This window comes from Mesorhizobium sp. L-8-10, assembly GCF_016756635.1.
GTDB lineage: Bacteria > Pseudomonadota > Alphaproteobacteria > Rhizobiales > Rhizobiaceae.
This window is the reverse complement of record NZ_AP023263.1, coordinates 3,800,963-3,822,065: the sequence shown is the minus strand read 5'-3', so window position 1 is coordinate 3,822,065 and position 21,103 is coordinate 3,800,963. Positions and strand designations below refer to the sequence as shown.

The following is a 21,103-nucleotide window of genomic DNA, read 5'->3' as shown; positions in this document are numbered from 1 at the left end:
CTCAATGGCCCTCCACCACGGCACCGCGCGGCACGATCAGCGCGTCGAGCGCCACCACGCCCTTGCCCTTTTCCAGCACACGCACGGGATTGAGGTCGATGCTGTCGATCCGGTCCGCGTTGGCCGCGGCGAAGCGCGACAGCGCCGAAAGCATCTCGGCGAGCGCATCGACGTCGGCCGGCGGCGCGCCGCGCACGCCTTCCAGCATCGCGTAGCCGCGGATCTCGCGGATCATACGATGCGCCTCGACCGTGTCGAACGGCGCGACACGGAAGGTCACGTCCTTCAGCACCTCGACGAAGACGCCCCCCAGGCCGAACATGACAACGGGGCCGAAGACCGGGTCGCTCACGACGCCCGCGATCGTCTCGACGCCGCCGGCTACCATCGGCGCGACCATCACGCCGTCGATGCGCGCATCCGGCCGCTTCTCGGCGGCGCGGGCAAGGATGGCGGCGAAGCCGCCCTCCGCCTCGTCCGCGTCCTTCACGCCGACGATGACCCCGCCGATCTCGGTCTTGTGAGCGATGTCGGCCGAAACGACCTTGAGCACCTGCGGGTAGCCGACCGCATCGGCCGCGGCGCGGATGTCTCCGCCTGGCGGCACAAGCCGGTCCGAAGGGAAGGTGATGCCCGCCTCGGAGAGGATCTTCTTGGCGGCGAGTTCGCTCAACGCATCCGTCCCGAGATCGACGGGCGCCGGAAGGGGCGCCGTTGCGGCGGCCTTTCCGGCACGCTCGAAGCTCTCGCTAAAGTGCACCATCGCTCCGAGCGTCCTGATCAGCGCGAAACCGTCCTGCGCGACGATGAAGCCCTTGTCCTCATAGGTGCGCACGATCTCGTCCGGAGCTGTCATCGTCAGCGTCATGATCGTGTCGCGCGACGCCGTAGCCGCCGTCTCCAGCGCCTGCCGCAGCTTGCCGGAAAAGGTCGGGCTGGCCGGACCGCTGCCGAAGATGCCGGCGAAAAAGCCGTAGTCGCCTTTTTCCAGCATCGCCGAGATGAAGCTGGTCATCAGCGGCAGGTCGGTGACGGCCTGCGCCGTGGCGTCGACCGGATTGCGCGGCGAGGCATAGGGAAGCATCGCCTTCAGCTCTTCCTGCGCCTTCTCAGGCATCGGCTTGACGTCCAGGCCGGCGACCTCCGCGTCGTCGGCCATCTGGATGCCGAAGCCGCCGGACATGGTGAAGATGCCGAGCGAGTTGCTCTTGGGATAGACGCCGCGCGCGCAGGCCGCGACGATGTCCAGTTGCTCTGCCGTCGTCGAGGCGCGCCAGACACCGTACTGGCGAAACACGGCGTCGAAGATCGCGTCGGAACCGGCAAGTGCGGCGGTGTGCGAGCTCACCGCATGCGCGCCGACTTCGGAGCGCCCGACCTTCATGAAGACGATCGCCTTGCGGCGCTGGCGCGCCACCTCCAGCGCCTCGATGAAGGTGTCGCGGTCCTTGATGCCCTCGGCATAGGCCATGACGACGTTGATGTCGGGCTGCTCGACCGTCCAGCGCAGCGCCTCCCCCACGTCGATGTCGCACTCGTTGCCTGTGGTGATCAGGTGGCTCATGCCGAGACCGCGCAGGCGCGCGAGATACATGAGATGCGAACCATAGGCCCCGCTCTGCGAGACGATGCCGATCGGGCCGGGCTTCACGAGCCCCGTGTCGAGCATCGCCGAGAAGGTGCCGTAGAAGCCGATGGAGGAGTTGAACACGCCAAGGCAGTTCGGTCCCAGCAACCGCATTCCCGAGGCGCGGGCAACCGACACCATCTCGTCCTGTAGCGCCCGGCCTTCGTCGCCGGTCTCGGCGAACCCGGCGGTGAAGACGATCGCTGCCTTCGTGCCACGCTCGGCGCATTCGCGCACCGCCTGCACCGTGCCGGCCGCCGGAACAGCCAGGATCGCGACATCGGGCGTTTCGGGGAGCGCGCCGATGGAAGAATATGCCTTCAGCCCCTGCACCGTGTCGCGCCGGGGATTCACCGGATAGACAGCGCCGGCGAAGCCGCCCTCGCGCAGGTAGCGCAGGGGCCGCCCACCGATGCGGGTGACGTCGTCGGATGCGCCGACGAGCGCCACCGAGGACGGCGAAAGCAGCGCAGACAGAGATTCGGTGCGTGTGAGCATTCAGGCGGCTTCCGTCTTGTTGTTCTCGAGCGCGGATTGTCCGAAGTGCGCTTCCGCAATGCCGCGGGCGGCGAGGCCGTCGATCGCGAAGAGCTTGCCGCCGTCGGGATGTTTGGAGACGGCGCGGCCGGATCCGGAGTCCTTGATCGAGGTGACGAACAGCGTCGCCATGTCATCGCCACCGAAGGCGACCGAGGACGGCAGGTCGACGGGCGCATCGATCATCCGGTCCAACCGTCCATCGGGCGTGATGCGGGCGATCTTGCCGACCTGAACCAGGGTGGCCCATATGCAGCCGTCACTGTCGACGGTGGCGCCGTCCGGACCGGAATTCCACTGCGCCGTGTCGACGAGGATCGTCGGTTCACCGACGCCGTCGGCGCCATAGGGATAGGCGCGTATGGTGCGATCCAGGCTGTCGGCGAAATACATGGTCGCGCCGTCGGGGCTGAAGCAGAGCGCGTTGGAGATGCGGATGCCGTCGGCGAGACTGTCGCGGCGACCGGCGGCGTCGATGCGCCAGAGGATGCCGCGCGGATCGGCATGGATGCCCATCGAGCCGCACAGGAAACGCCCGTCGCGATCGGTCTTGCCGTCGTTGAAGCGCACCAGCGGATCGGCCGGCTCCGGCTTCAGGAGCGGCGCAAGCGAAGAATTGCCGAGATCCAGCGAAAAGATGCCATCGACCAGGCCGACGACGACGCAGTCTCCCAGGCCGAGCGCGACAGACCCGACCATAGACGGCGTCGACCATTCGCGGAACGACCCGGTTGCAGGTTCCCAGCGACGGACGAGGCGCGAGAAACCGTCGACCCAGTAAAGCCAGTTGTTGTCGGCGTCCCAGACCGGGCTCTCGCCCAGGAAGTCCGGCCGTTCGGATATACAGCGCACATCTAGGGTCATTTCGGTTCGCTCTCGTCCCCGCGGTGGCGGGGGCTACAGCGTGCTGCGTGAAGAAGAACTCACGCAACACGCTGCAGGTCTTTGATTTGACGCATGTCTTTGTCCCGAAACCGGTACCCACTTTCGGGAGACATGCGTTAGTGCCCCCGCCCGAGCCCTGGGAGGCTTTTACTGCGTCTTCAGTAGCGGGCAGGTGCTCTCGCTCGCCGGCCGCCACACGTCGTCGGCGGGAATCGTCGCCGTGACGGTGTAGTAGTCGTAGGGCTGCTTGACGTCCGCCGGCGCCTTCACGGTCACCGCATACATCGGACGCATCACCTGGCCGTCGGCGCGGATCTTGACGTCCTTCATCTGGAAATCGTTGATCGGCATCTCGTGCATCTTGGCGACGACCTTCTCGCCGTCGTCGGTGCCTGCTTCCTTGACCGACTTCAGGTAGTGCGTGATCGCGCTGTAGGTGCCCGACATGGTCTCGTTCGGAACACGGTCGCGGAAGCGCTTCTTGAACTTGTCGGCAAAGGCGCGCGTCTCGTCGCTCACGTCCCAGTAGCCCGGGGTGACCAGCGACATGCCCTTGACGGCTTCGAGGCCGATGCCGTGGACCTGGTTGATCTGCAGGCCAAGCGCGACAACCTGCTGGCCGCTGGCCTGGATGCCGAACTCCTGCGCCTGCTTCACGGCGTTGGCGAAGTCGGCGCCCGAATTCGCCAGAACGATCACCTTCGCGCCGCTCGCCTGTGCCTGGAGCAGGTACGACGAGAAATCGTTCGTGTTCAACGGGTGCAGCACCGAACCCAGCACCTTGCCGCCGCCCTCTTCGATGAACTTCGTCGCGTCGGCCTGCCACTGCTTGCCGAAGGTGTAGTCGACGGTGATGAAGTAGAAGGAGTCGTTGCCGGCTGCCAGCATCGACTTGATCACGCCCTTGGCGAGCGAATAGGTGTCGAGTACCCACTGCGTGCCCATCGGGGAGCAGGCGTCGTTGGTGAGGCTGGAGGACGCGGTGCCGGCGAGCATATAGGGCTTCTTCTTGTCTGCCATAATCTTCTGGATGGCGATGGCGATGGACGAGGCGGAGCCGCCGACGATCGCATCGACGCCTTCCTCGTCCACCCATTTCTGCGCGATCGCCACGCCGATGTCGGGCTTGTTCTGGTCGTCGGCAATGACCAGCTCGATCTTCTTGCCATCAACCTCGCCGCCGAAGTCCTCGATGGCCATCCTGGCGGCCTCGACAGCGCCCGGGCCGCCATTGTCCGCATAGGGTCCGGACTGGTCGTTCATCACGCCGATCTTGATGATGTCGCCCGAAACCTGGGCGAACGCGGCCGACGTCGACAGGATCGTCGCGCCCGCCAAGATTGCGCTGATCACAGCGCTTCGCTTCGAAATGCTCATTTCATCTCCTCCGTTGCTCGCGGGATTTTCTCGATTGTCCGCGAGGCTGTTGCACTACCCTGCGACCGTCGCCGGCCCGTTCACGAGAAAGCGAAAGTCATTGCGCCATCGACGAGCATCATGTCGCCGCTGACCCAGCTGGATTCGTCGCTGGCGAGGAACACCGCCGCGTTGGCGATATCAGCCGGCTCGCCGAGGCGTCCGAGCGGCACCTTCTGGCGCCGGCGTTCCCATCCAGCCTCGTCGACGACGAGATTCGCTCCGTCCGTGCGTGTGGAGCCTGGAGCGATCGCATTGACGCGGATGTTCATCGGGCCGAACTCCGCGGCACCCGAGCGCGTCGCGGCCTGCACGGCCGCCTTGACGGCGCTGTACATGATGCCGTGCCGCATCGCGATGAGTGCTGCCGGCGAAGCGATGTTGACGATCGCTCCGCCGCCCGCCTCCTGCATCTGCGGCACGACCGCCTGGTAGCCCCAGATCACGCCCTTGAATCCGACGTCGATCATGCGGCCGATCGTAGCCTCGTCCTGCTCCAGCAGCGAGCCGTAGCGGTTCCACATCGCGTTGTTGACCAGGATGGTCGTCGGGCCGAAAGCCTCCTTCAGCTTCGCGGCCGCAGCGAACAGGTCGTCCCGCTTCGCGACGTTGCCGACGATCGGGATCGCCTTGCCGCCCGCGGCATTGACCGCATCCGCCGCCTCGCCGGAGACCTCCGGCTTGAGGTCGAGCACACCGACGGCCGCGCCCTCTCGGGCGAACGCCTCGCTGATTGCCCGGCCGATGCCCCGGCCGCCGCCGGTCACCAGCGCCACACGCCCTTCGAGCCTGCGCAGTCCCGTCACCTGTTCCACTCCTGTCGCGTACGCATTCATCCTGCCTTCGCCGCCTTGGCGAATGTCTCGCGCGATGCCATCGGGATCGCGCCACCCCGCGTCGGGTCGGCATAGGTCCCGCCGGCCGACGCGTAGTCCTTGCCTGACCGACGCTCGAGCACGATGCCGATCGATTCCACCTTCGGGACCTCGTCGAGCGCGAGTTCGGCTGTGCGCGGCTTGCGCGCGAGAGCCCTTTCGATGAAAGGCGCGAGTTCCTCGGCCTTGCGGGCGACGCGTTCGTCCTCGCGCTCCTTCAACTCGGGCATCACCTCGCGGGCGAACAGCTCGATCGCCTCGCAGATATGCTCGTGCCGGTTCATGCCGGACTGCTGGATGAAGATCATCTGGTCGATGCCGACATCGGCGTAGGCCCTCAGGTGCTCGCGCACGCTCTTCGGCGTGCCGATCGAACCCGAACCCGGCGTCTCCTTCATGTCGTCCTTGATCGTCTGGAAGCGCTTCCAGAGGTTGGTGACGCCCGGCTTGTGCTCGCCATAGACCGCGTAATGCGCGATCGAGTAACCGAAGAAGCGGAAGCCATCGAGGCCGCGCCGGATCGCCTCGTCGCGATTCTCGTGCACCATCATGCCGTTGAGGGTTGCGAAGTTGGCGTTGACCGAATGGCCGATCGGCACGCACTCGTCCGACTTGATGATGGCATAGTATTCGTCGCGCCACTGCCTGGCCTGCGAGGCTTCGACGAAGCCGAAGACCAGTGCGCCGACCCCATGCCGTGCCGCGCGCAGGATGCTCTCGCGGCGCGAGCATGCCATCCAGATCGGCGGGTGCGGCTTTTGCAATGGCTTCGGCACGACGTTTCGCACGGGCATAGAGAAGAACTGGCCCTCGAAGCCGGGGTAAGGGCGCATCGCCATCATGTTGGCGGTCTGCTCGACACCCTCCCGCCACATCGCGGTCTTCTGCGCCGGCTCGATGCCGAAGCCCTGCATTTCCATCAGCGAGCCGGATTCGCCGGTGCCCCATTCGACGCGACCATTCGAGATCAGGTCCAGCGTCGCAAGGCGTTCGGCAACACGCGCCGGATGGTTGTAGCGTGGCGAGGACAGGCAGATGCCGTGGCCGATGCGCACGTTCTTCGTGCGCTGCGACACCGCGCCGAGGAAGACTTCGGGCGCCGAAGAATGGGAATACTCCTCGAGGAAATGGTGCTCGACTTCCCAGATGTGGTCGAAGCCGAGACGGTCGGCGAGTTCGATCTGGTCGAGCGCGTCGTTGAAGAGCTTCTGCTCGCAGCCTTCAGTCCAAGGCTGAGGCAACTGATGTTCGTAGAAAAGGCCGAGCTTCATCTTTCCTCCTTCCCGCCGGCTTTCGCCGGGTCACCTCAGGTGCTGTTCGGGAACAAGCCCGCGGCAATTCCTCCCTGCCGGACTTGACGGTGAGTACCTTGTCATGCGCTATCGGCGCGTGCCACAAACATTTGTACGTGTGGCGCAGTTTCACATCCCTGAAGTTCGCCAGGCGGAGCCAGGAGCCGGGAATGCAGTCCGCACAGGTCAAGTCCGCGTCTCGCGCGATCGAGATTCTCGAGTATTTCACAGGGGTTAGGCAACCACGCTCGATGTCGGAAATCGCTCTCGCGCTGGGCTATCCGCAATCGAGCGCCACGGTCCTGCTCAAGACGCTGGTCACGCTGGGCTACCTCAACTTCGACCGCCGCGAGCGGGTTTACTTCCCGACACCGAAGGTGACGTCGCTCGGAGACTGGGTGCCGCGCGCGTTGTTCGGGTCGGGTCGCGTCCTGGACGCCATGCGCGACGTTCACGCCGCAACAGGCGAAGGCGTCGGCATCAGCACCAAGAACGACGTCTACCTGCAATATGTGCAGAACATGCAGTCGGTCCATGCGCTGCGCTTCGTGATCCCGGAGGGCACGCTGCGGCCGCTGACCCAGTCCGGCATCGGCTGGACGCTGATGTCGACGCTTCCCGACGACAAGATCGACAATATCGTGCGGCGCGCCAACATCGCCTCAGAGAAGTCGATGCGGGTGACGGTTCCATCGATCCTGGAGAGGGTGCGGGAGATCAGGCAGAAGGGCTACTGCTATTCGCAGGACGTTCCGTTCGTCGGCGGCGCCACGCTCTCGATGCTGCTGCCGGTGAAGATCCAGAACCAGGCGGCGGTGCTGTTCCTCGGCGGGGCGAAGGAGCGTTTCCTGGAGCACCACGACCGTTACCTCGCGGTGCTCCAGCGCGCGGTCAAGTCGGTCAAGCCGGCCGATCCGTTCGAAGAGCCGATCGACATCGAATTCTGACGGCGCGTCTTAGCCGCGGGCTTCGACCGCCTTTGTCTCTCCGGTCACCGGCCGCTCTGGCGCCGCCGGGCGACGGGCGAGATAACGCCGCAGCGCCGACAGTTCCCCGACGATACCGCGCCGGAAGAAAACGATGACCGCCAGCAGGATCGCGCCCTGTGAGATCAACGCCCATTCGCCGAACCCGGCGAGATAGTCGTTCAGAAGAATGATGCCGGCCGCGCCGAACACCGGGCCCACGAGCGTGCCGAGGCCTCCGAGCAGCGTCATCAGGATGACCTCGCCCGAGACCGGCCATGAGGCGTCGGTCAGCGTCGCGAACTGGTAGACCGTGGCCTTCATGCCGCCTGCGATACCCGCCATCGACGCGGAGATGATGAAGGAAACCAGCTTGACCTTCTCCGGGTCGAAGCCGAGCGACTCGACCCGGGGCTGGTTGTCGCGAACGGCCTTCAGCACTTCGCCGTAGGGGGAATGCACCACGCGGTAGTAGACGAAGACGCACAGCGCCGTAATCGCCAGCACCACGTAGTAGAAGGTCAGGTTCGAGCCGATGTCGATCACGCCGAACAGATCGTTGCGCGGGATTGCCTGCATGCCGTCCTCGCCGCCGGTGAACGGCGCCTGCAGCAAGATGAAATAGATGAACTGCGAGAAGGCGAGCGTGATCATCGCGAACTGGATACCCTGCCGCTTCATCGTCAGGTAACCGATCACCGTCCCCAGGAGGCCGGCCGCCAACCCTCCGGCCAGGATCGCGAACTCGGTCGACAGGGCCGTCGTCTTCAGGACGTAGCCGGTGACATAGGCCGCGCCGCCGAAGAACATCGCATGGCCGAAGCAGAGCAGGCCGGTATAGCCGAGCAGCAGGTTGAACGAGCACGCGAAGACGATGAAGCACATGATCGTCATCAGCGTCACCGAGTAAAAGTAGAAAGGCGCCGCGATCGCCAGGGCGGCGACGATCGCCAGGAGGAGCAAGCGCTGCATCAGACCGACTCCTTGCTGGCGAAGATACCCGAGGGGCGCAGGTAGAGCGCGACAATCATGAACAGGAAGATCACGACGCTGGCAGCCTCCGGATAGAAGACCTTGGTCAGGCCTTCGACCACGCCGAGCATGTATCCGGTGACGGCCGCGCCGATGATCGAGCCCATGCCGCCGATGACGACGACTGCGAAGACGACGATCATCAGGCTGGATCCCATCGAGGGAGAGACCTGATAGATCGGCGCGGCAAGCACGCCGGACAACCCCGCCAGGCCGACGCCGAAACCGTAGGTCAGCGTCATCATCTTGGGCACGTTGATGCCGAAGGTCTCGACGATCTGCGGCTTCTCGTTGGCGGCGCGCAGGTAGGCGCCGAGCTTGGTGTGCTCGATGAGGAGCCAGGTTCCGACGCAGGTCACGATCGAGAAGACGACCACCCAGAGCCGGTAATACGGCAGGAACATGAAGCCGAGATTGATGCCGCCCGGGATCGGGTTCTCGTAGGGCAGCCCGGTCGAGCCGTACCGATAGCGGACCAGGCCCTCCACGATCAGCGCGACGGCATAGGTGGCGAGCAGGCCGTAGAGGTGGTCGAGGTTCTGCAGCGGGCGCAGCAGCAGTCGCTCCATGACCATGCCGGTGACAGCCACGGCCACGGGCGCGATGATCAGCGCAGGCCAGTAGCCGAGGCCGAGATAGGTGAGCAGGAGCCAGGCGACGAAGGCGCCGAGCATGTACTGCGCACCGTGGGTGAAGTTCACGACGTTCATCAGGCCGAAGATGATGGCAAGACCCATCGACAGCATCGCGTAGAACGAGCCGTTGATCAGGCCGAGCAGGATCTGGCCGAACAGGAGCTGAGTGCTGATACCTTCGAACATCGTCGTCAGACTCCGAGGTAGGTTTTGACGCGGCCCATCTCGGCGGCGAGTTCGTCATTGGTGAGGATGTCGACCACCTTGCCGTTCTCCACGACGACATGCCGGTCCGCGACCTGGCGCGCAAAGCGGAGGTTCTGCTCGACCAGCATGATGGTGAACCCCTGCGCCTTCAGGCGCTGGATAGTCTCGCCGATCTCCTTTACCACCACCGGCGCGAGGCCTTCGCTCGGCTCGTCCAGCAGCAGGAGCCGCGAGCCGGTGCGCAGGATGCGGGCAATGGCGAGCATCTGCTGCTCGCCGCCCGAAAGCTTCGTCCCCTGGCTGCCCGCCCGCGCCTTGAGGTTGGGGAAGGTCGCGTAGAGCTGCTCGTCGGTCATGCCGCCCGCGCGCAGCACCGGCGGCAGGAACAGGTTCTCGCGCACCGAAAGCGAGGAGAAGATCGCGCGCTCCTCGGGACAGTAGCCGATGCCCAGCCGCGCAATCTCGAAGGTACGCTTGCCGACCAATTCCTGTCCTGAGAAGTTGATCGAGCCGGTGCGCTTGCGCACGATCCCCATGATCGACCGCAGCGTCGTCGTCTTGCCGGCGCCGTTGCGTCCGATAAGCGTCAGCAGTTCGCCCTCGCGCACGTCGAAGGTCATGCCGTGAAGCACCTTCGATTCGGCATACCAGGCGTTGAGGTCCTCGACCTTCAGCATCGCGTTGACCGAGACGGGCGCGGCCTTGGGCATTGCCAGGCTATTCATCGACGCCTCCCATATAGGCGGTCACGACGGCAGGATTGTTCGAGACCTCGGCATAGTTGCCCTCGGCCAGAATTTGGCCGTGCTGCAGAACGGTAATCCTGTCGCAGAGCGTCGACACGACCGACAGGTTGTGCTCGACGAGCAGCACGGTGCGGCCGACGGCGGCACTGCGGATCAGGTCGGTGATCGGCTCGACATCCTCGTGGCCCATGCCGGCTGTCGGTTCGTCGAGCAGCATCACGCGCGGTTCCAGCGCCAGCGTCGTCGCGATTTCCAGCGCGCGCTTCTTGCCGTAGGAGAGTTCGGCCGCGAGCGTGTCACGGCTGGCGCCGAGGCCAACCTGCTCCAGCAGGTCCTCGGCGCGGCGGTTGAGCGGCGCCACCGCCCGCAGCGACCGCCAGAAGTGGAAGGCCGTGCCGTAGGACGACTGCAGCGCGACGCGAACGTTCTCCAGTGCCGTGAGGTTCGGGAAGGTCGCCGAGATCTGGAACGAGCGCACGAGCCCGCGCCGCGCCACCTCGGAGGTGCGCAGCGCGGAGATGTCATGCCCATCGAAGAGGATGCGTCCCCCCGTTGGGACCAGCGTCTTGGTGAGCAGGTTGAAGCAGGTGGTCTTGCCGGCACCGTTCGGGCCGATCAGCGCGTGGATCGCCCCGCGCCGAACCGAGAGGTTGACGTCTTTCACGGCCGCGAAGCCGCCGAAGACTTTCGTCAGGCCACGGGCCTCGAGGACGTAGTCGGCCTTGGCAACGGCTTCGTCCCGCGGCAGGGCCGCTGCGGAAACGGTCATCTTTCCTCCCTTCCGTCTTGTGCCGCAGCGTGCGGCCGACGGTTGTCGTTCTGTTCAGCCCGGCAGTCCAAGCACGGCCTTGGAAAGGATGTTCCTCTGGATCTCGTTCGAGCCGCCGAAGATCGCCGGCGCGCGCGAATCGAGGAACAGGTTCATCGCATCGACCTGGTCGTTGCCCGCCTCGATGTCGTCGAAGTAGCGGGCGTCCTCGCCGGCAAGCGCGATCGTCTCCTCGGTGATGCGCTGGTAGAGCTCGGTGGTGAAGATCTTCAGGATCGAGACGTCCGCGCCCAGTTCTCCGCCCTCGCGCAGCACCTTGGCGAAACGCTCAAAGGCCGAGCCGAGGTCGTAGAGGTCGAGCCGGTGCCTGGCGTAGCGCGACAGGAAGGCCGGGTCGTTGAACGCGCCGCGCGCACCGGCCAGCTTCTCGAGGCGCTCGATCGCGATCTCCGGGCGCGTCGGCGCGCCGAGGAAGATGCGTTCGTGGCCGAGCACGGACTTCGCGACGTTCCAGCCCTGGTCCACCTCGCCGACGACGTTCTCGACAGGGACGCGGACATTGTCGAAGAAGACCTCGCAGAAGTCGGTCTCGCCGCGCAGGTTGGCGATCGGGCGCACCTTCACGCCTGGCGTGGTCATGTCGATAAGGAGCACGGTGATGCCCTTCTGGCGCACCTTCTCGTCGCGGCTGGTGCGCACCAGCGCGAAGATCCAGTTGGCGCAGTGCGCCAGCGTCGTCCATATCTTCTGGCCGTTGACGACGAAATGATCGCCGTCGCGCACCGCCGCGGTGCGCAGGCTGGCGAGGTCCGATCCCGAGTTCGGCTCGGAATAGCCCTGGCACCAGACGTGCTCGCCGGACAGGATCTTCGGCAGGTAGTACGCCTTCTGTTCCTCCGTGCCGAAGGCGAGCAGCAGCGGGCCGATCAGGCCGAGGCCGTGGTCCGGGATGCGCGGGCAGCCCAGCCGCCCCCACTCCTCGACATAGATCATGTGCTTGGCCGGGTTCAGCCCCATGCCGCCGTGTTCCACCGGCCAGACCGGCGACAGCCACCCCTCCTCGGCGAGCGCATGGTACCATACGGCAACCTCGTCGAAGAGCGGGCGCTGCTTGCGCATGAAGCGCAGCTCCGCCGGCAGACGACGCTCGACCAGATCGCGGAAGGCGGCGCGGAAGTCCTCGTCGGACAGCGCGTTCCAGTCCCTTGCCATCACAGCACGTCCTTGAACACGGCCGGTCGCTTCTCCATGAAGGCGCGCATCGCCTCCTTGGAATCCTCGTGGCGGGTCATCTCGACAGTCAGGTTCTGTTCGAAGCGGTAGCCATCGCGCAGCGGCATATGCTCGACCGTATTGATGGCGCGCTTGGCGAGGCTCAGCGCCTTCGGGCTCTTGGAGGCGATGGTGCGGGCCATCGTCATCGCTTCCTCCATCAACCGCTCAGGCGGCACGCAGGCCTCGATGATGCCGCGGCGGTAGAGTTCGGCGGCCGGAACTCGATAGCCGGTGAGGATCATACGCCTCGCCAGCGTCTTCGGGAAGAACGACATGGCGTGGCGGGCGCCGCCCATCAGGCCGATGTCGATCTCGGGCAAGCCGAACACGGCGGTCTCGGAAGCCAGCACGATATCCGCCGCGATCACCGGGCCGAGGCCCGCGCCGAGGGCGGCACCATTGACGGCGGTTATGACCGCCTTGTTGCACTCCATGATGCAGTTCGACACTTCGCGCGTGCGGCGCAGATGCCGATAGGTCTCGCCCTTGATGTCGCCGATGGCCTGGCGGTTCTTGATGTCGGCACCGGCCGAAAACACCTTGCCGCGGCCGGTGACGAGGATGCAGCGCACTTCCGGCGTGTCGTTCAACTCATCGAAGGCGTGGATCAGTTCCTCGGCGAATTCCTTCGAGTAGGCGTTGACCGGCGGGTTGTCGAGCGTGACGACGGCGACCTTGTCGGTGATCTCGACCTTGATGAGATTGTTTTTCACGAAATCCTCCCCGCGACCGCTCAGGCCGCGCGTTCCAGTTCGACGAATTCGAGGCGCAGCGCTTCCGGCTGGCCGAGCGTGGCGCTGAGCGCGATGGCCCTCTTGAGGTAGAGACCGATGTCGTGCTCGTCGGTGAAGCCCATCGCGCCGTGCAGGTGCACCGCGCGCCGGCAGATCGAGGTCGCCGCGTCGCCTCCGCGCGCCTTGGCGGCGAGCACCGCGAGCCGGGCTTCCTTGTCGTCGCCCTCGGACTGGCGCGTCACCGCATTGACGACGGAGGCGCAGGCGAACTCGGCGTCGCTCCACATGTCGACGAGGCGATGCTGGACAGCCTGGAAGCTCGCGATCGGCTTGCCGAACTGCACACGGTCCCTGGTGTAGGCGATGGTCATCTCGACAGCCTTGCTGGCGATGCCGGCGAGTTCGGCCGCAAGCGCGACGCGGGCATGGAGTACGGCGTTCTCGACAAGCGCGTCGAGGCTGCCGGCGCGGGCGAGCACGCGCTCGGCAGGAACGAAAACCCGGCCGAAGCGCAGCGCGCCGATGGTCGCGCCATCCACGCCCGCCTTCTGGTCGAGCGAGACGCCGGGCGCGGATGCCGGCACCGACACCAGCACCGCACCGTCGGCGAGCGGCGCCACGACCAGGAAATCGGTCGCGGACGCCGCCGCATCGACGAACTGCAGTCCTCCGTCGAGGGAAATGCCCGAGGCGTCTTCGGACGCCGTCAGCGGCCGTCCGGACGAATGCTGCGAAGGCTGGCGCCAGGCCGGCGAGATGCGCAGCGATCCGTCCGCAAGGCCGGCGGCAAGCCGGTCACGCTCTGCGGAGGAAGGCGCCTCGCGCAGCAGCACGGAGGCGAAGACCGAGCCGGCGGCGATGGGTTCGCAGATCAGCGCGCGGCCGAGAGCCTCGCTCAGCACCGCCTGCTCGGCGAAGCCAAGGCCAGCGCCGCCGAGATCTTCGGGAAGCAAAAGACCAGTCCAGCCGGCTTCAGCCATTGCGGCCCACAGCGCGGGATCGGTATCGCCCTGGCGTGCGCGCTTGGCGCGAAGAGATGCTGGCCCCGCATAGCGGGCGGACAACGTCTCGACGCTGTCCCGCAACATTGCGAGGGTACCATCCGGATCGTCGAAAAATGCGCGCGGCATCATTCCTCCCTAATGCGACCGGTCGTTGCCAAAGGATTATGCGAAGCGGCCCGGTGAAGCAATCACGCCAGAAGCGTGCAGAACACTTTCATGAATGTGAAGTCTGGTTGACCGGCAAGATGTGATCGCGGAACTGCTCCCGAAGTTTCGTCTTCTGCAGCTTGCCGGTCGCGGTGTGCGGCAGTTCCGAGACGAAGGCCACATCGTCCGGCAGCCACCATTTGGCGACCCGCTCGGAAAGAAAGCCGAGAATTTCCTCCCGACTGGGCGCGGTGCCGGGTTTCGGCACGATGATCAAGAACGGACGCTCCTGCCATTTCGAATGCGGCAGGCCGATGACGGCAGCTTCCTGCACGTCGGAATGCGCCACGGCGGCGTTTTCGAGGTCGATAGACGAGATCCATTCGCCGCCCGACTTGATGACGTCCTTCGACCGGTCGGTCAGCACGACGTAACCGTCCGCATCGATCTTGGCGACGTCGCCGGTCGGGAACCAGCCGTCCTCGTCCAGCATGTTGCCGCCGACACCCTTGAAATAGCCTGATGTGACCCAGGGGCCCCGCACGTAGAGGTCTCCGGCGACCGTGCCGTCCTGCGGCAGCGGGTTCCGGTTCTCGTCGACGATCTTCAACTCGACACCGTAGACGACGCGTCCCTGCCGCACCTGGACGTCGACCTGTTCCTTCTCCGGCAGGTCGCGATGCCTGGGCAGGAGGTTGCCGACAGTCGCCACGGGACTGGTCTCGCTCATGCCCCAGGCGTGGATGACGAAGGCACCGAGGCCGCGGAAACGTTCAATGATCGCACGCGGCGCCGCGGACCCGCCGACGACGACACGCTCCAGCCGCAGCGCCGAGGTATCGATGCCAGGCGTCGAATCGATGTGCTGGAAGAAGCCGAGCCAGACCGTCGGCACGCCGAGCGAGAAGGTGCACCGCTCCTCGGCGGCAAGATCGAACAGGCTCTTGCCGTCAAGCTTCGGGCCGGGCAGCACCAGCTTCGCTCCGCACATCGCCGCCGCATAGGGGATTCCCCAGGCATTGACGTGGAACAGCGGCACGACCAGGAGTACGCTGTCGGCACTCGAGAGCCGGAAGCCGTCCGCCGTGCACACCATGAAGGAATGCAGCAGCGTGGACCGATGGGAGTAGAGCACGCCCTTCGGATTGCCGGTTGTCCCTGACGTATAGCAGAGCGCCGACGCCGTCCGCTCGTCGAGGACGGGCCACTCGACCGTGTCCGGTTCCGGGGCGAGCAGGTCCTCATATGCAAGGACGCCGTCTACGTCGGGCGGCAAGTGACCGGCATCGGTGAGCGCGACGTAGCGCTCTACGGTTCGGAACTTCGACTGGAGCCCAGCGACCAGGCCGGAGAACGTGATGTCGAAGAAGAGCACGCGGTTCTCGGCATGGTTGACGATGTAGTCGACCTGCTCCGGGAAAAGACGCGGATTGACCGTGTTCAGGATCGCGCCGATGCCGGAGACGGCGAAATACAGCTCGACATGGCGGTGCGTGTTCCAGGCGAGCGAGGCCACGCGGTCGCCCGGCTTGACGCCCATGCTCTTCAGTGCGTTGGCCAGCTTCGCGATACGCTTCGACAGGTCGCGCCAGTTGGTGCGCACCGTCGGCCCCTCGCAGGTGCGGCTAACGATCTCGACGTCGGAATGGTAGCGCGCCGCGTGGTCGATCAGCGTCGAGATCAGCAGCGGGCGGTCCTGCATCAGGCCTAGCATTGGGTGCTCCTCATCACTCCATCACCGGCGCTCCCCCGGCGGGGCGGCAAAATCGAAGCCGATGCGCGCCACGTCAATTCACCACGCAAATGCGAAGGGAAGTTTCACCTATGTGAAAGTCCATTTGACGGCCCGGCCGCCTGATCCTTCAGCGGAACGAAAAACTCCAAGTCGACCTGTCGACGTTCAGCGGCCGGACTCGCCCACGCGCGTCCGTCTGCGAGGGTGAACGCGCGGTCAGGCAGCCGCGCTCTGCGCCGCGCGGTCGAAGACGAAGTTGGACGCCTTGTCCTGGGCGGCCGCCGCGCACAGTTCGCGATACTTCTGGAAACCGCCGATGAACATCGTCAAGCCCTGCGGCTTGCCCTTGACGTTGGCGCCCACCCACCAGGTGTTGGCCTTGCGGATCAGCGACTTCTCCGCCATCGACAGCACCAGCGCCATCCAGCCTTCCTCGGCCGAGACGGTCGGCTCTACCGTACGGATGCCGTTCGCCTCCATGAACGAGACCATTTCGGCGATCCAGTCGACGTCGTGCTCGGCGATTGTGACGAGGTTGGCGAGTGCGGCCGGTCCGTTGGGGCCGCTCGGCGCGAAGAGGTTCGGAAAGCCCTCCGCCATGAAGCCGAGATAGGAGCGCGGGCCGTTCTTCCATTTGTCCTTCAATGTGCGGCCGCCACGGCCGACCACGTCGAAAGCGAGCAGCGCGCCGGTCAGCGCGTCGTAGCCGGTCGCGAAGATCAGCATGTCGAGTTCGGTGTCGCCGCTCTCGGTGCGGACGCCCTTCTCTGTGATCCCGATGATCGGGTCCTTCGAGACGTCGACCAGATGCACGTTCGGCAGATTGTAGGTCTCGTAATACTCGGTATCGAGGCAGGGCCTGCGGGCGAAGATCGGATAGCCTCGCGGCTTGAGAGCCTCCGCGGTCTTCGGATCCTCGACAATCTGGCCGATCTTCTCGCGCACGAAGTCGGCGACCTGGTCATTGGCCTCCTGGTTGCTGAGCAGGTCGGCGAAGGAGCCGAGGAAGGTGTGGCCGCCATTGATCCAGGCCTGCTCCATCACCTCGCGACGCTGGGATGGCGGCAGGCTGAAGAAGGGGCGCGAGGTCGCCGGCCGCGTGCCGCCGGTGGGATTGTTGCGCATGGCCTCGCGCATCGCGCGGTAGTGCCGCTTCATCTCGGCGATGTAGTCGGGCTCGAGCACGTGATTGCGCATCGGCAGCGTGAAGCTCGGCGTGCGCTGGAAGACGAACAGTTCGCCTGCCTGCCTGCCCAGGGTCTGGATGATCTGGATGCCGGTCGAACCGGTGCCGATGACGCCGACGCGCTTGCCGGCGAAATCGACGGGTTCGTGCGGCCATTTCTGCGCGCGGAGCAGTGTGCCCTCGAACCGCTCGATTCCGGGAATTTCGGGATCCTTGGGCACCGAAAGCGGACCAGTCGCCATGATGCAATAGGGCGCTTCCAGCGTTTCGCCGGTGTCGATGATAGCACGCCAGACCTTGGCCTCCTCGTCCCAGGCGGCGCGCGTCACGCGCGTGTTGAACCTGTAGTGGCGTCGCAGGTCGAGCCGGTCCGCCACGAAATTGGCATAGGCGAGGATTTCGGGCTGTGCCGCGAACTGCTCGCTCCACGTCCATTCCTGCTCGATCTCCGGCGAGAAGCCGTAGCTGTAGTCGACGCTCATCAGGTCGCAGCGGGCGCCCGGATAGCGGTTCCAGTACCAGACCCCGCCGACGTCCCCGCCGGCCTCGATCGCGGCGACGTTCTTGCCCATCTCGCGGAACTTGTAGGTGGCGTACATCCCGGCGAAGCCGGCGCCGACGACGATGACGTCGACCCGGCACGCCCCGCTGCTCTTCGTAGCCCGATTGCCCTGAGTCATGCGAAACTCCTCCAGACCGCAACTGCCGCGATCCGGACCCTGGGTGCGTGCGCTCGGGCCCGACACCTGTCGGGCAGCAATGCGCTCTGCCGGCCGGCCACGCCGGGCGGCTGCCAACGCGCAATCGCGGAGCTGATCGTCCCAGGAACCGGTCTTGCGACCGCCTCTGCCAGGACCATCGAGCAGGTCGACCAGCGAGTCAATCGCATCGCGGATGCGAAGAGAAACTTCACAAATGTGAAACACACGGTGCCCGGTCGGACGCATGAATTTGGGGTCGCGCCCAAAGAACTTTCACATGGGTGAAGTTGGCAAGTCACCGTCGACTTGGTTTGCCGGGCGGGCGGTTTCGTGGTCACTCCGGGATAGCAACAACGGCAGGGAGGAAACGACGGAGATGAGCGCACTCTTCAGCCCCGGCAGGATCGGCAGCCTCGAGCTCGAAAACCGCATCGTCGTCTCGCCCATGTGCCAATACAGCGCCGTCGACGGCGTGGCGCAGCCATGGCATCTCATCCATGTCGGCGGCCTGATGATGTCGGGCGCCGGCCTCGTGATCGTCGAGGCGACGGCAGTGGAGGATATCGGCCGCGGCACGCATGGCTGCCTCGGGCTCTACCGCGACGATCAGGAAACCGCGCTCGCGAAGTTGCTCGACGAGGCAAGGAAGCTGTCCGGCGCCAGGATCGGCATTCAGCTCACCCATTGCGGCAGGAAGGCATCGACGCGCACTATCCCGGAACGCTGGAAGGGCGAGCCCCTGCCTGTGGAAGAGGGCGCCTGGACACCTGTTGCACCATCTCCCCTCGCCTTCGACGGGCATTGGCCGGTGCCGGAAGAGCTCGACGAGACGGGCATCGAACGCATCATCGGCGCCTTCGCAGCCTCCGCCCGGCGCGCCGCACAAGCGGGTTTCGATCTCGTCGAGATCCATGGCGCCCATGGCTATCTCATCCACAATTTCCTTTCGCCTCTGTCGAACAGGCGGTCTGACCGGTGGGGTGGCACGCGCGAGAACCGTATGCGCTTCGCTATCGGGATCGCTCGTGCCGTCCGGTCCGTCCTGCCGCCGGCTATTGCGCTCGGCTTCCGCATCAACAGCACGGACTGGCACCCCGACGGCTCCTCGCTCGAGGACGCGGTCGCGCTCGCGCAGGCGCTCGAAGACGTCGGTGTCGACTACGCGGTCATGTCTGCCGGAAACATCGCGCCTGGCATCTCGATCCCGCCGGCCGCACCCGGCCATCAGGTGTCCTTCGCAACCGAGATCAAGAAACGGACAGGACTGTCCGCCATGGCCGTCGGCATGATTGCCCAACCGCGGCAGGCGGAAGCCATCGTGGCGAATGGCGAAGCCGACTTCGTGGCCCTCGCCCGCCCCATGCTCGACAATCCGCGCTGGGGCCTGCACGCGGCCGCGGCGCTCGGCGCGGACATCCGCTACCCGCCGCAATATATCCGCGCCCGCCCCAACAACTGGCTGGGCTTCGGTTTCGTCCACCCGGAAGCGAGGCCGCCCGAGACATCCCTTCAGCTCGACCGTCCCCGAAGCGTGTCCTGGGATCGGCCCGCAGGCCGCACATAGCCCAGGGATAGCTGCTCGAAGCTGAAGGCCGCATATGGCCCAGGGCCTGTTGAGGTTCAGCGGAGGACGGCCTGCAGATGGCATCTTTCCGCGCTTCCGATGCCCGGTATCGACAGGTCGAGGGGGCGCGCGGGATGCACCCCGGGATCTCACGCGGCGCGCCGGAGAAATCCGTTGTCAAATCAGCAGGATCGGGCCGCAGGCGCACCATGCTCCTCAACATGAGAGGGGTCATGGCAAGAGGCCGACAACAAGCGTGGCAACCAGCAACAGGGCAAGCACGATGTTGGTGCGACGCGACGTGACCGGGTCGTAGAACAGCGCGGCCAGCGACACACCGATCGCCAGCCAGAAGACATGAATGAAGACAATCATTGCCGAGAGCACGACGATCTTGGCGGCCGCGTCCACGATCGGCGCCTGAGCGGCGAGACTCGCACCGGCAAAGACGGCCGCGATCGCCAGATAGGCCTTCGGGTTGGCAACGCCGAGCAGGAAGCCTCCGGCGAAGGACGGCGCAGGCGCATCGCGCTCCTGCCTTGCCAGCGGCGGCGCGGTCGCGATGCGAAATGCCAGATAGAGGATATAGGCGACAGACGCCGCGACCAGCAGCGGCAACAGGCGGGGCATCGACAGAAGCAGCGCCACGAAGCCTGCGGCAACGGCGAGAAGCACGGCGATCGTCCCGGCCACGAGCCCGGACATATAGGGAACCGACCGCCGGAACCCGTATGCGGCGCCGACGGCGGTCACGCTCACCGTCGAAGGTCCCGGGCTGCCCATCACCGCAAGCGCCGCCATGACCAGCGCCAGCAAGGACCGCCACAGTTCCGCGTCCCGGGCAAGCTCCGTCGCCATCGCCTTCTCCTCCCCAGGACCAGGGGTGAACGGTCACGGCTCATCAGGACAAAACTAGCGGAGGCGTATCCGGCGGTCTTGGACGATCGTGCAGTGGTTCGGCTGGCCCGTTGGCCGTGTAGAAGGCGATGCCGTGGGACCAACTCGTGGGAGACGCGTCGGGCAGCCGGACCGGCCTGCATCCTACATTGCCTTCCCTAAATTTAAACCAGTTGCATTACAGGATCAGTTAAGCTATGCCCTTATCTGCTTGCAAATTGCAACTGGATTCTTAGGAGGATGCGCATGGCCAGGTTGATCGTCTGGAATCTCGTGACCGTGGACGGCTATTTCGAAGGCGCCAAAAAGTGGGATCTCGACTTCCACAACCTCGCCTGGGGACCCGAACTGGAAAAACTGAGCGAAGAATTCGGCGACAATGCCGCGGCGCTCGTCTTCGGTCGGGTGACCTATGAGGGCATGGCCAACTACTGGAGATCGGCCGAGCCGGGCAAGGTCGCGACCTATATGAACGCGCTGCCGAAACTGGTCGCCTCGCGCACGCTGACATCGGTCGACTGGAACAACAGCCGGGTGACCGCCGACATCGTGCCGGAACTGAAGCGCCTGAAGGCCGAGCTGACGAAGGAGCTTTATGTCTTCGGCAGCGCCGACCTTACGCATTCCCTGCTGGAAGCCGGTTTGGTCGACGAGTTGATGATTTGCGTCGTGCCTGTGCTTCTGGGCGAGGGTACGCTGCTGTTCAAGCCAGGTCGGAAGACGGGGCTCGATCTCACCGAGACTCGTCGTCTGGGAAACGGCGCCATCATAAACAGCTACGCGGTGAAGCAGGCAGACTGAACTGCCGGATCGTCCACATGGCGCACGGAGCCGAAGGCCCCGTGCATCGGTAAGTGTGACAGCTCCGGGTCGG

At 65.4% G+C, this 21,103-nt stretch carries 18 protein-coding genes; 3 read left to right on the top strand and 15 right to left on the bottom strand.

What is annotated here, in order from left to right; genetic code table 11:
• Position 1: 1 nt before the first annotated feature.
• The 5 genes from JN280_RS17720 to JN280_RS17700 form a co-directional block, all read right to left on the bottom strand.
• On the bottom strand, positions 2-2,125 hold the full coding sequence (locus JN280_RS17720; protein WP_202313945.1) for an acetate--CoA ligase family protein: 2,124 nt from the start codon (positions 2,123-2,125) through the stop codon (positions 2-4).
• Complete coding sequence (locus tag JN280_RS17715; protein ID WP_202313943.1) at positions 2,126-3,028, bottom strand: SMP-30/gluconolactonase/LRE family protein; 903 nt, start codon at positions 3,026-3,028, stop codon at positions 2,126-2,128.
• Between the two features lie 168 nt (positions 3,029-3,196).
• Positions 3,197-4,426, bottom strand: a complete 1,230-nt coding sequence (locus JN280_RS17710) for an ABC transporter substrate-binding protein (protein WP_202313941.1) — start codon at positions 4,424-4,426, stop codon at positions 3,197-3,199.
• Between the two features lie 80 nt (positions 4,427-4,506).
• On the bottom strand, positions 4,507-5,301 hold the full coding sequence (locus tag JN280_RS17705) for an SDR family NAD(P)-dependent oxidoreductase (RefSeq protein WP_202313940.1): 795 nt from the start codon (positions 5,299-5,301) through the stop codon (positions 4,507-4,509).
• Positions 5,298-6,611 (bottom strand): LLM class flavin-dependent oxidoreductase, encoded by a 1,314-nt coding sequence (locus JN280_RS17700; RefSeq protein ID WP_202313939.1) that lies wholly within the window; start codon positions 6,609-6,611, stop codon positions 5,298-5,300. The genes JN280_RS17705 and JN280_RS17700 overlap by 4 nt, the downstream gene beginning before the upstream one ends.
• Positions 6,612-6,802: 191 nt before the next feature.
• Here JN280_RS17700 and JN280_RS17695 point away from each other — a divergent pair, with 191 nt between their 5' ends.
• The gene (locus JN280_RS17695) at positions 6,803-7,579 is read left to right on the top strand and encodes an IclR family transcriptional regulator (RefSeq protein ID WP_202313938.1); all 777 of its coding nucleotides are present in this window, start codon (positions 6,803-6,805) and stop codon (positions 7,577-7,579) included.
• 9 nt (positions 7,580-7,588) lie between these two features.
• On the opposite strand, the gene JN280_RS17690 is transcribed toward JN280_RS17695, so the two are convergent.
• From JN280_RS17690 to JN280_RS17650, 9 genes are all read right to left on the bottom strand, one after another.
• Positions 7,589-8,569, bottom strand: a complete 981-nt coding sequence (locus tag JN280_RS17690) for a branched-chain amino acid ABC transporter permease (protein ID WP_202313937.1) — start codon at positions 8,567-8,569, stop codon at positions 7,589-7,591.
• Positions 8,569-9,450 (bottom strand): branched-chain amino acid ABC transporter permease, encoded by an 882-nt coding sequence (locus JN280_RS17685; RefSeq protein ID WP_202313936.1) that lies wholly within the window; start codon positions 9,448-9,450, stop codon positions 8,569-8,571. The genes JN280_RS17690 and JN280_RS17685 overlap by 1 nt, the downstream gene beginning before the upstream one ends.
• A 5-nt stretch (positions 9,451-9,455) precedes the next feature.
• Entirely contained in the window at positions 9,456-10,196 is a 741-nt protein-coding gene (locus tag JN280_RS17680; protein WP_202313935.1) for an ABC transporter ATP-binding protein, read from the bottom strand.
• Positions 10,189-10,986, bottom strand: coding sequence for an ABC transporter ATP-binding protein (locus JN280_RS17675; RefSeq protein WP_202313934.1), 798 nt, complete (start codon positions 10,984-10,986; stop codon positions 10,189-10,191). The genes JN280_RS17680 and JN280_RS17675 overlap by 8 nt, the downstream gene beginning before the upstream one ends.
• A gap of 54 nt (positions 10,987-11,040) precedes the next feature.
• Positions 11,041-12,198, bottom strand: coding sequence for an acyl-CoA dehydrogenase family protein (locus JN280_RS17670; RefSeq protein WP_202313933.1), 1,158 nt, complete (start codon positions 12,196-12,198; stop codon positions 11,041-11,043).
• Entirely contained in the window at positions 12,198-12,974 is a 777-nt protein-coding gene (locus JN280_RS17665) for an enoyl-CoA hydratase/isomerase family protein (RefSeq protein ID WP_202313931.1), read from the bottom strand. The genes JN280_RS17670 and JN280_RS17665 overlap by 1 nt, the downstream gene beginning before the upstream one ends.
• 20 nt (positions 12,975-12,994) lie before the next feature.
• Complete coding sequence (locus JN280_RS17660; RefSeq protein ID WP_202313929.1) at positions 12,995-14,125, bottom strand: acyl-CoA dehydrogenase family protein; 1,131 nt, start codon at positions 14,123-14,125, stop codon at positions 12,995-12,997.
• Between the two features lie 88 nt (positions 14,126-14,213).
• Positions 14,214-15,860, bottom strand: coding sequence for a long-chain-fatty-acid--CoA ligase (locus tag JN280_RS17655; protein ID WP_202313927.1), 1,647 nt, complete (start codon positions 15,858-15,860; stop codon positions 14,214-14,216).
• A gap of 237 nt (positions 15,861-16,097) precedes the next feature.
• A complete protein-coding gene (locus JN280_RS17650; protein ID WP_202313925.1) occupies positions 16,098-17,747 on the bottom strand; it encodes a flavin-containing monooxygenase in 1,650 nt (549 codons plus the stop codon).
• Between the two features lie 397 nt (positions 17,748-18,144).
• Between JN280_RS17650 and JN280_RS17645 the strand changes: the two genes are divergently transcribed.
• The gene (locus JN280_RS17645; protein WP_202313923.1) at positions 18,145-19,332 is read left to right on the top strand and encodes an NADH:flavin oxidoreductase/NADH oxidase; all 1,188 of its coding nucleotides are present in this window, start codon (positions 18,145-18,147) and stop codon (positions 19,330-19,332) included.
• Positions 19,333-19,563: 231 nt separating this feature from the next.
• Here JN280_RS17645 and JN280_RS17640 read toward each other — a convergent pair whose 3' ends face one another.
• Entirely contained in the window at positions 19,564-20,190 is a 627-nt protein-coding gene (locus JN280_RS17640) for a LysE family translocator (RefSeq protein ID WP_202313921.1), read from the bottom strand.
• Between the two features lie 285 nt (positions 20,191-20,475).
• Here JN280_RS17640 and JN280_RS17635 point away from each other — a divergent pair, with 285 nt between their 5' ends.
• Positions 20,476-21,030: a dihydrofolate reductase family protein gene (locus JN280_RS17635; protein WP_202313919.1), complete on the top strand. Its 555-nt coding sequence runs from the start codon at positions 20,476-20,478 to the stop codon at positions 21,028-21,030.
• The last annotated feature ends 73 nt before the right edge of the window (positions 21,031-21,103 follow it).

Bases quoted from the DNA above. Each gene is read 5' to 3' on its own strand.
- JN280_RS17720 (WP_202313945.1), bottom strand. From the start codon at position 2,125: ATGCTCACACGCACCGAATCTCTGTCTGCGCTGCTTTCGCCGTCCTCG.
- JN280_RS17715 (WP_202313943.1), bottom strand. From the start codon at position 3,028: ATGACCCTAGATGTGCGCTGTATATCCGAACGGCCGGACTTCCTGGGC.
- JN280_RS17710 (WP_202313941.1), bottom strand. From the start codon at position 4,426: ATGAGCATTTCGAAGCGAAGCGCTGTGATCAGCGCAATCTTGGCGGGC.
- JN280_RS17705 (WP_202313940.1), bottom strand. From the start codon at position 5,301: ATGAATGCGTACGCGACAGGAGTGGAACAGGTGACGGGACTGCGCAGG.
- JN280_RS17700 (WP_202313939.1), bottom strand. From the start codon at position 6,611: ATGAAGCTCGGCCTTTTCTACGAACATCAGTTGCCTCAGCCTTGGACT.
- JN280_RS17695 (WP_202313938.1), top strand. From the start codon at position 6,803: ATGCAGTCCGCACAGGTCAAGTCCGCGTCTCGCGCGATCGAGATTCTC.
- JN280_RS17690 (WP_202313937.1), bottom strand. From the start codon at position 8,569: ATGCAGCGCTTGCTCCTCCTGGCGATCGTCGCCGCCCTGGCGATCGCG.
- JN280_RS17685 (WP_202313936.1), bottom strand. From the start codon at position 9,450: ATGTTCGAAGGTATCAGCACTCAGCTCCTGTTCGGCCAGATCCTGCTC.
- JN280_RS17680 (WP_202313935.1), bottom strand. From the start codon at position 10,196: ATGAATAGCCTGGCAATGCCCAAGGCCGCGCCCGTCTCGGTCAACGCG.
- JN280_RS17675 (WP_202313934.1), bottom strand. From the start codon at position 10,986: ATGACCGTTTCCGCAGCGGCCCTGCCGCGGGACGAAGCCGTTGCCAAG.
- JN280_RS17670 (WP_202313933.1), bottom strand. From the start codon at position 12,198: ATGGCAAGGGACTGGAACGCGCTGTCCGACGAGGACTTCCGCGCCGCC.
- JN280_RS17660 (WP_202313929.1), bottom strand. From the start codon at position 14,125: ATGCCGCGCGCATTTTTCGACGATCCGGATGGTACCCTCGCAATGTTG.
- JN280_RS17655 (WP_202313927.1), bottom strand. From the start codon at position 15,860: ATGCTAGGCCTGATGCAGGACCGCCCGCTGCTGATCTCGACGCTGATC.
- JN280_RS17650 (WP_202313925.1), bottom strand. From the start codon at position 17,747: ATGACTCAGGGCAATCGGGCTACGAAGAGCAGCGGGGCGTGCCGGGTC.
- JN280_RS17645 (WP_202313923.1), top strand. From the start codon at position 18,145: ATGAGCGCACTCTTCAGCCCCGGCAGGATCGGCAGCCTCGAGCTCGAA.
- JN280_RS17640 (WP_202313921.1), bottom strand. From the start codon at position 20,190: ATGGCGACGGAGCTTGCCCGGGACGCGGAACTGTGGCGGTCCTTGCTG.
- JN280_RS17635 (WP_202313919.1), top strand. From the start codon at position 20,476: ATGGCCAGGTTGATCGTCTGGAATCTCGTGACCGTGGACGGCTATTTC.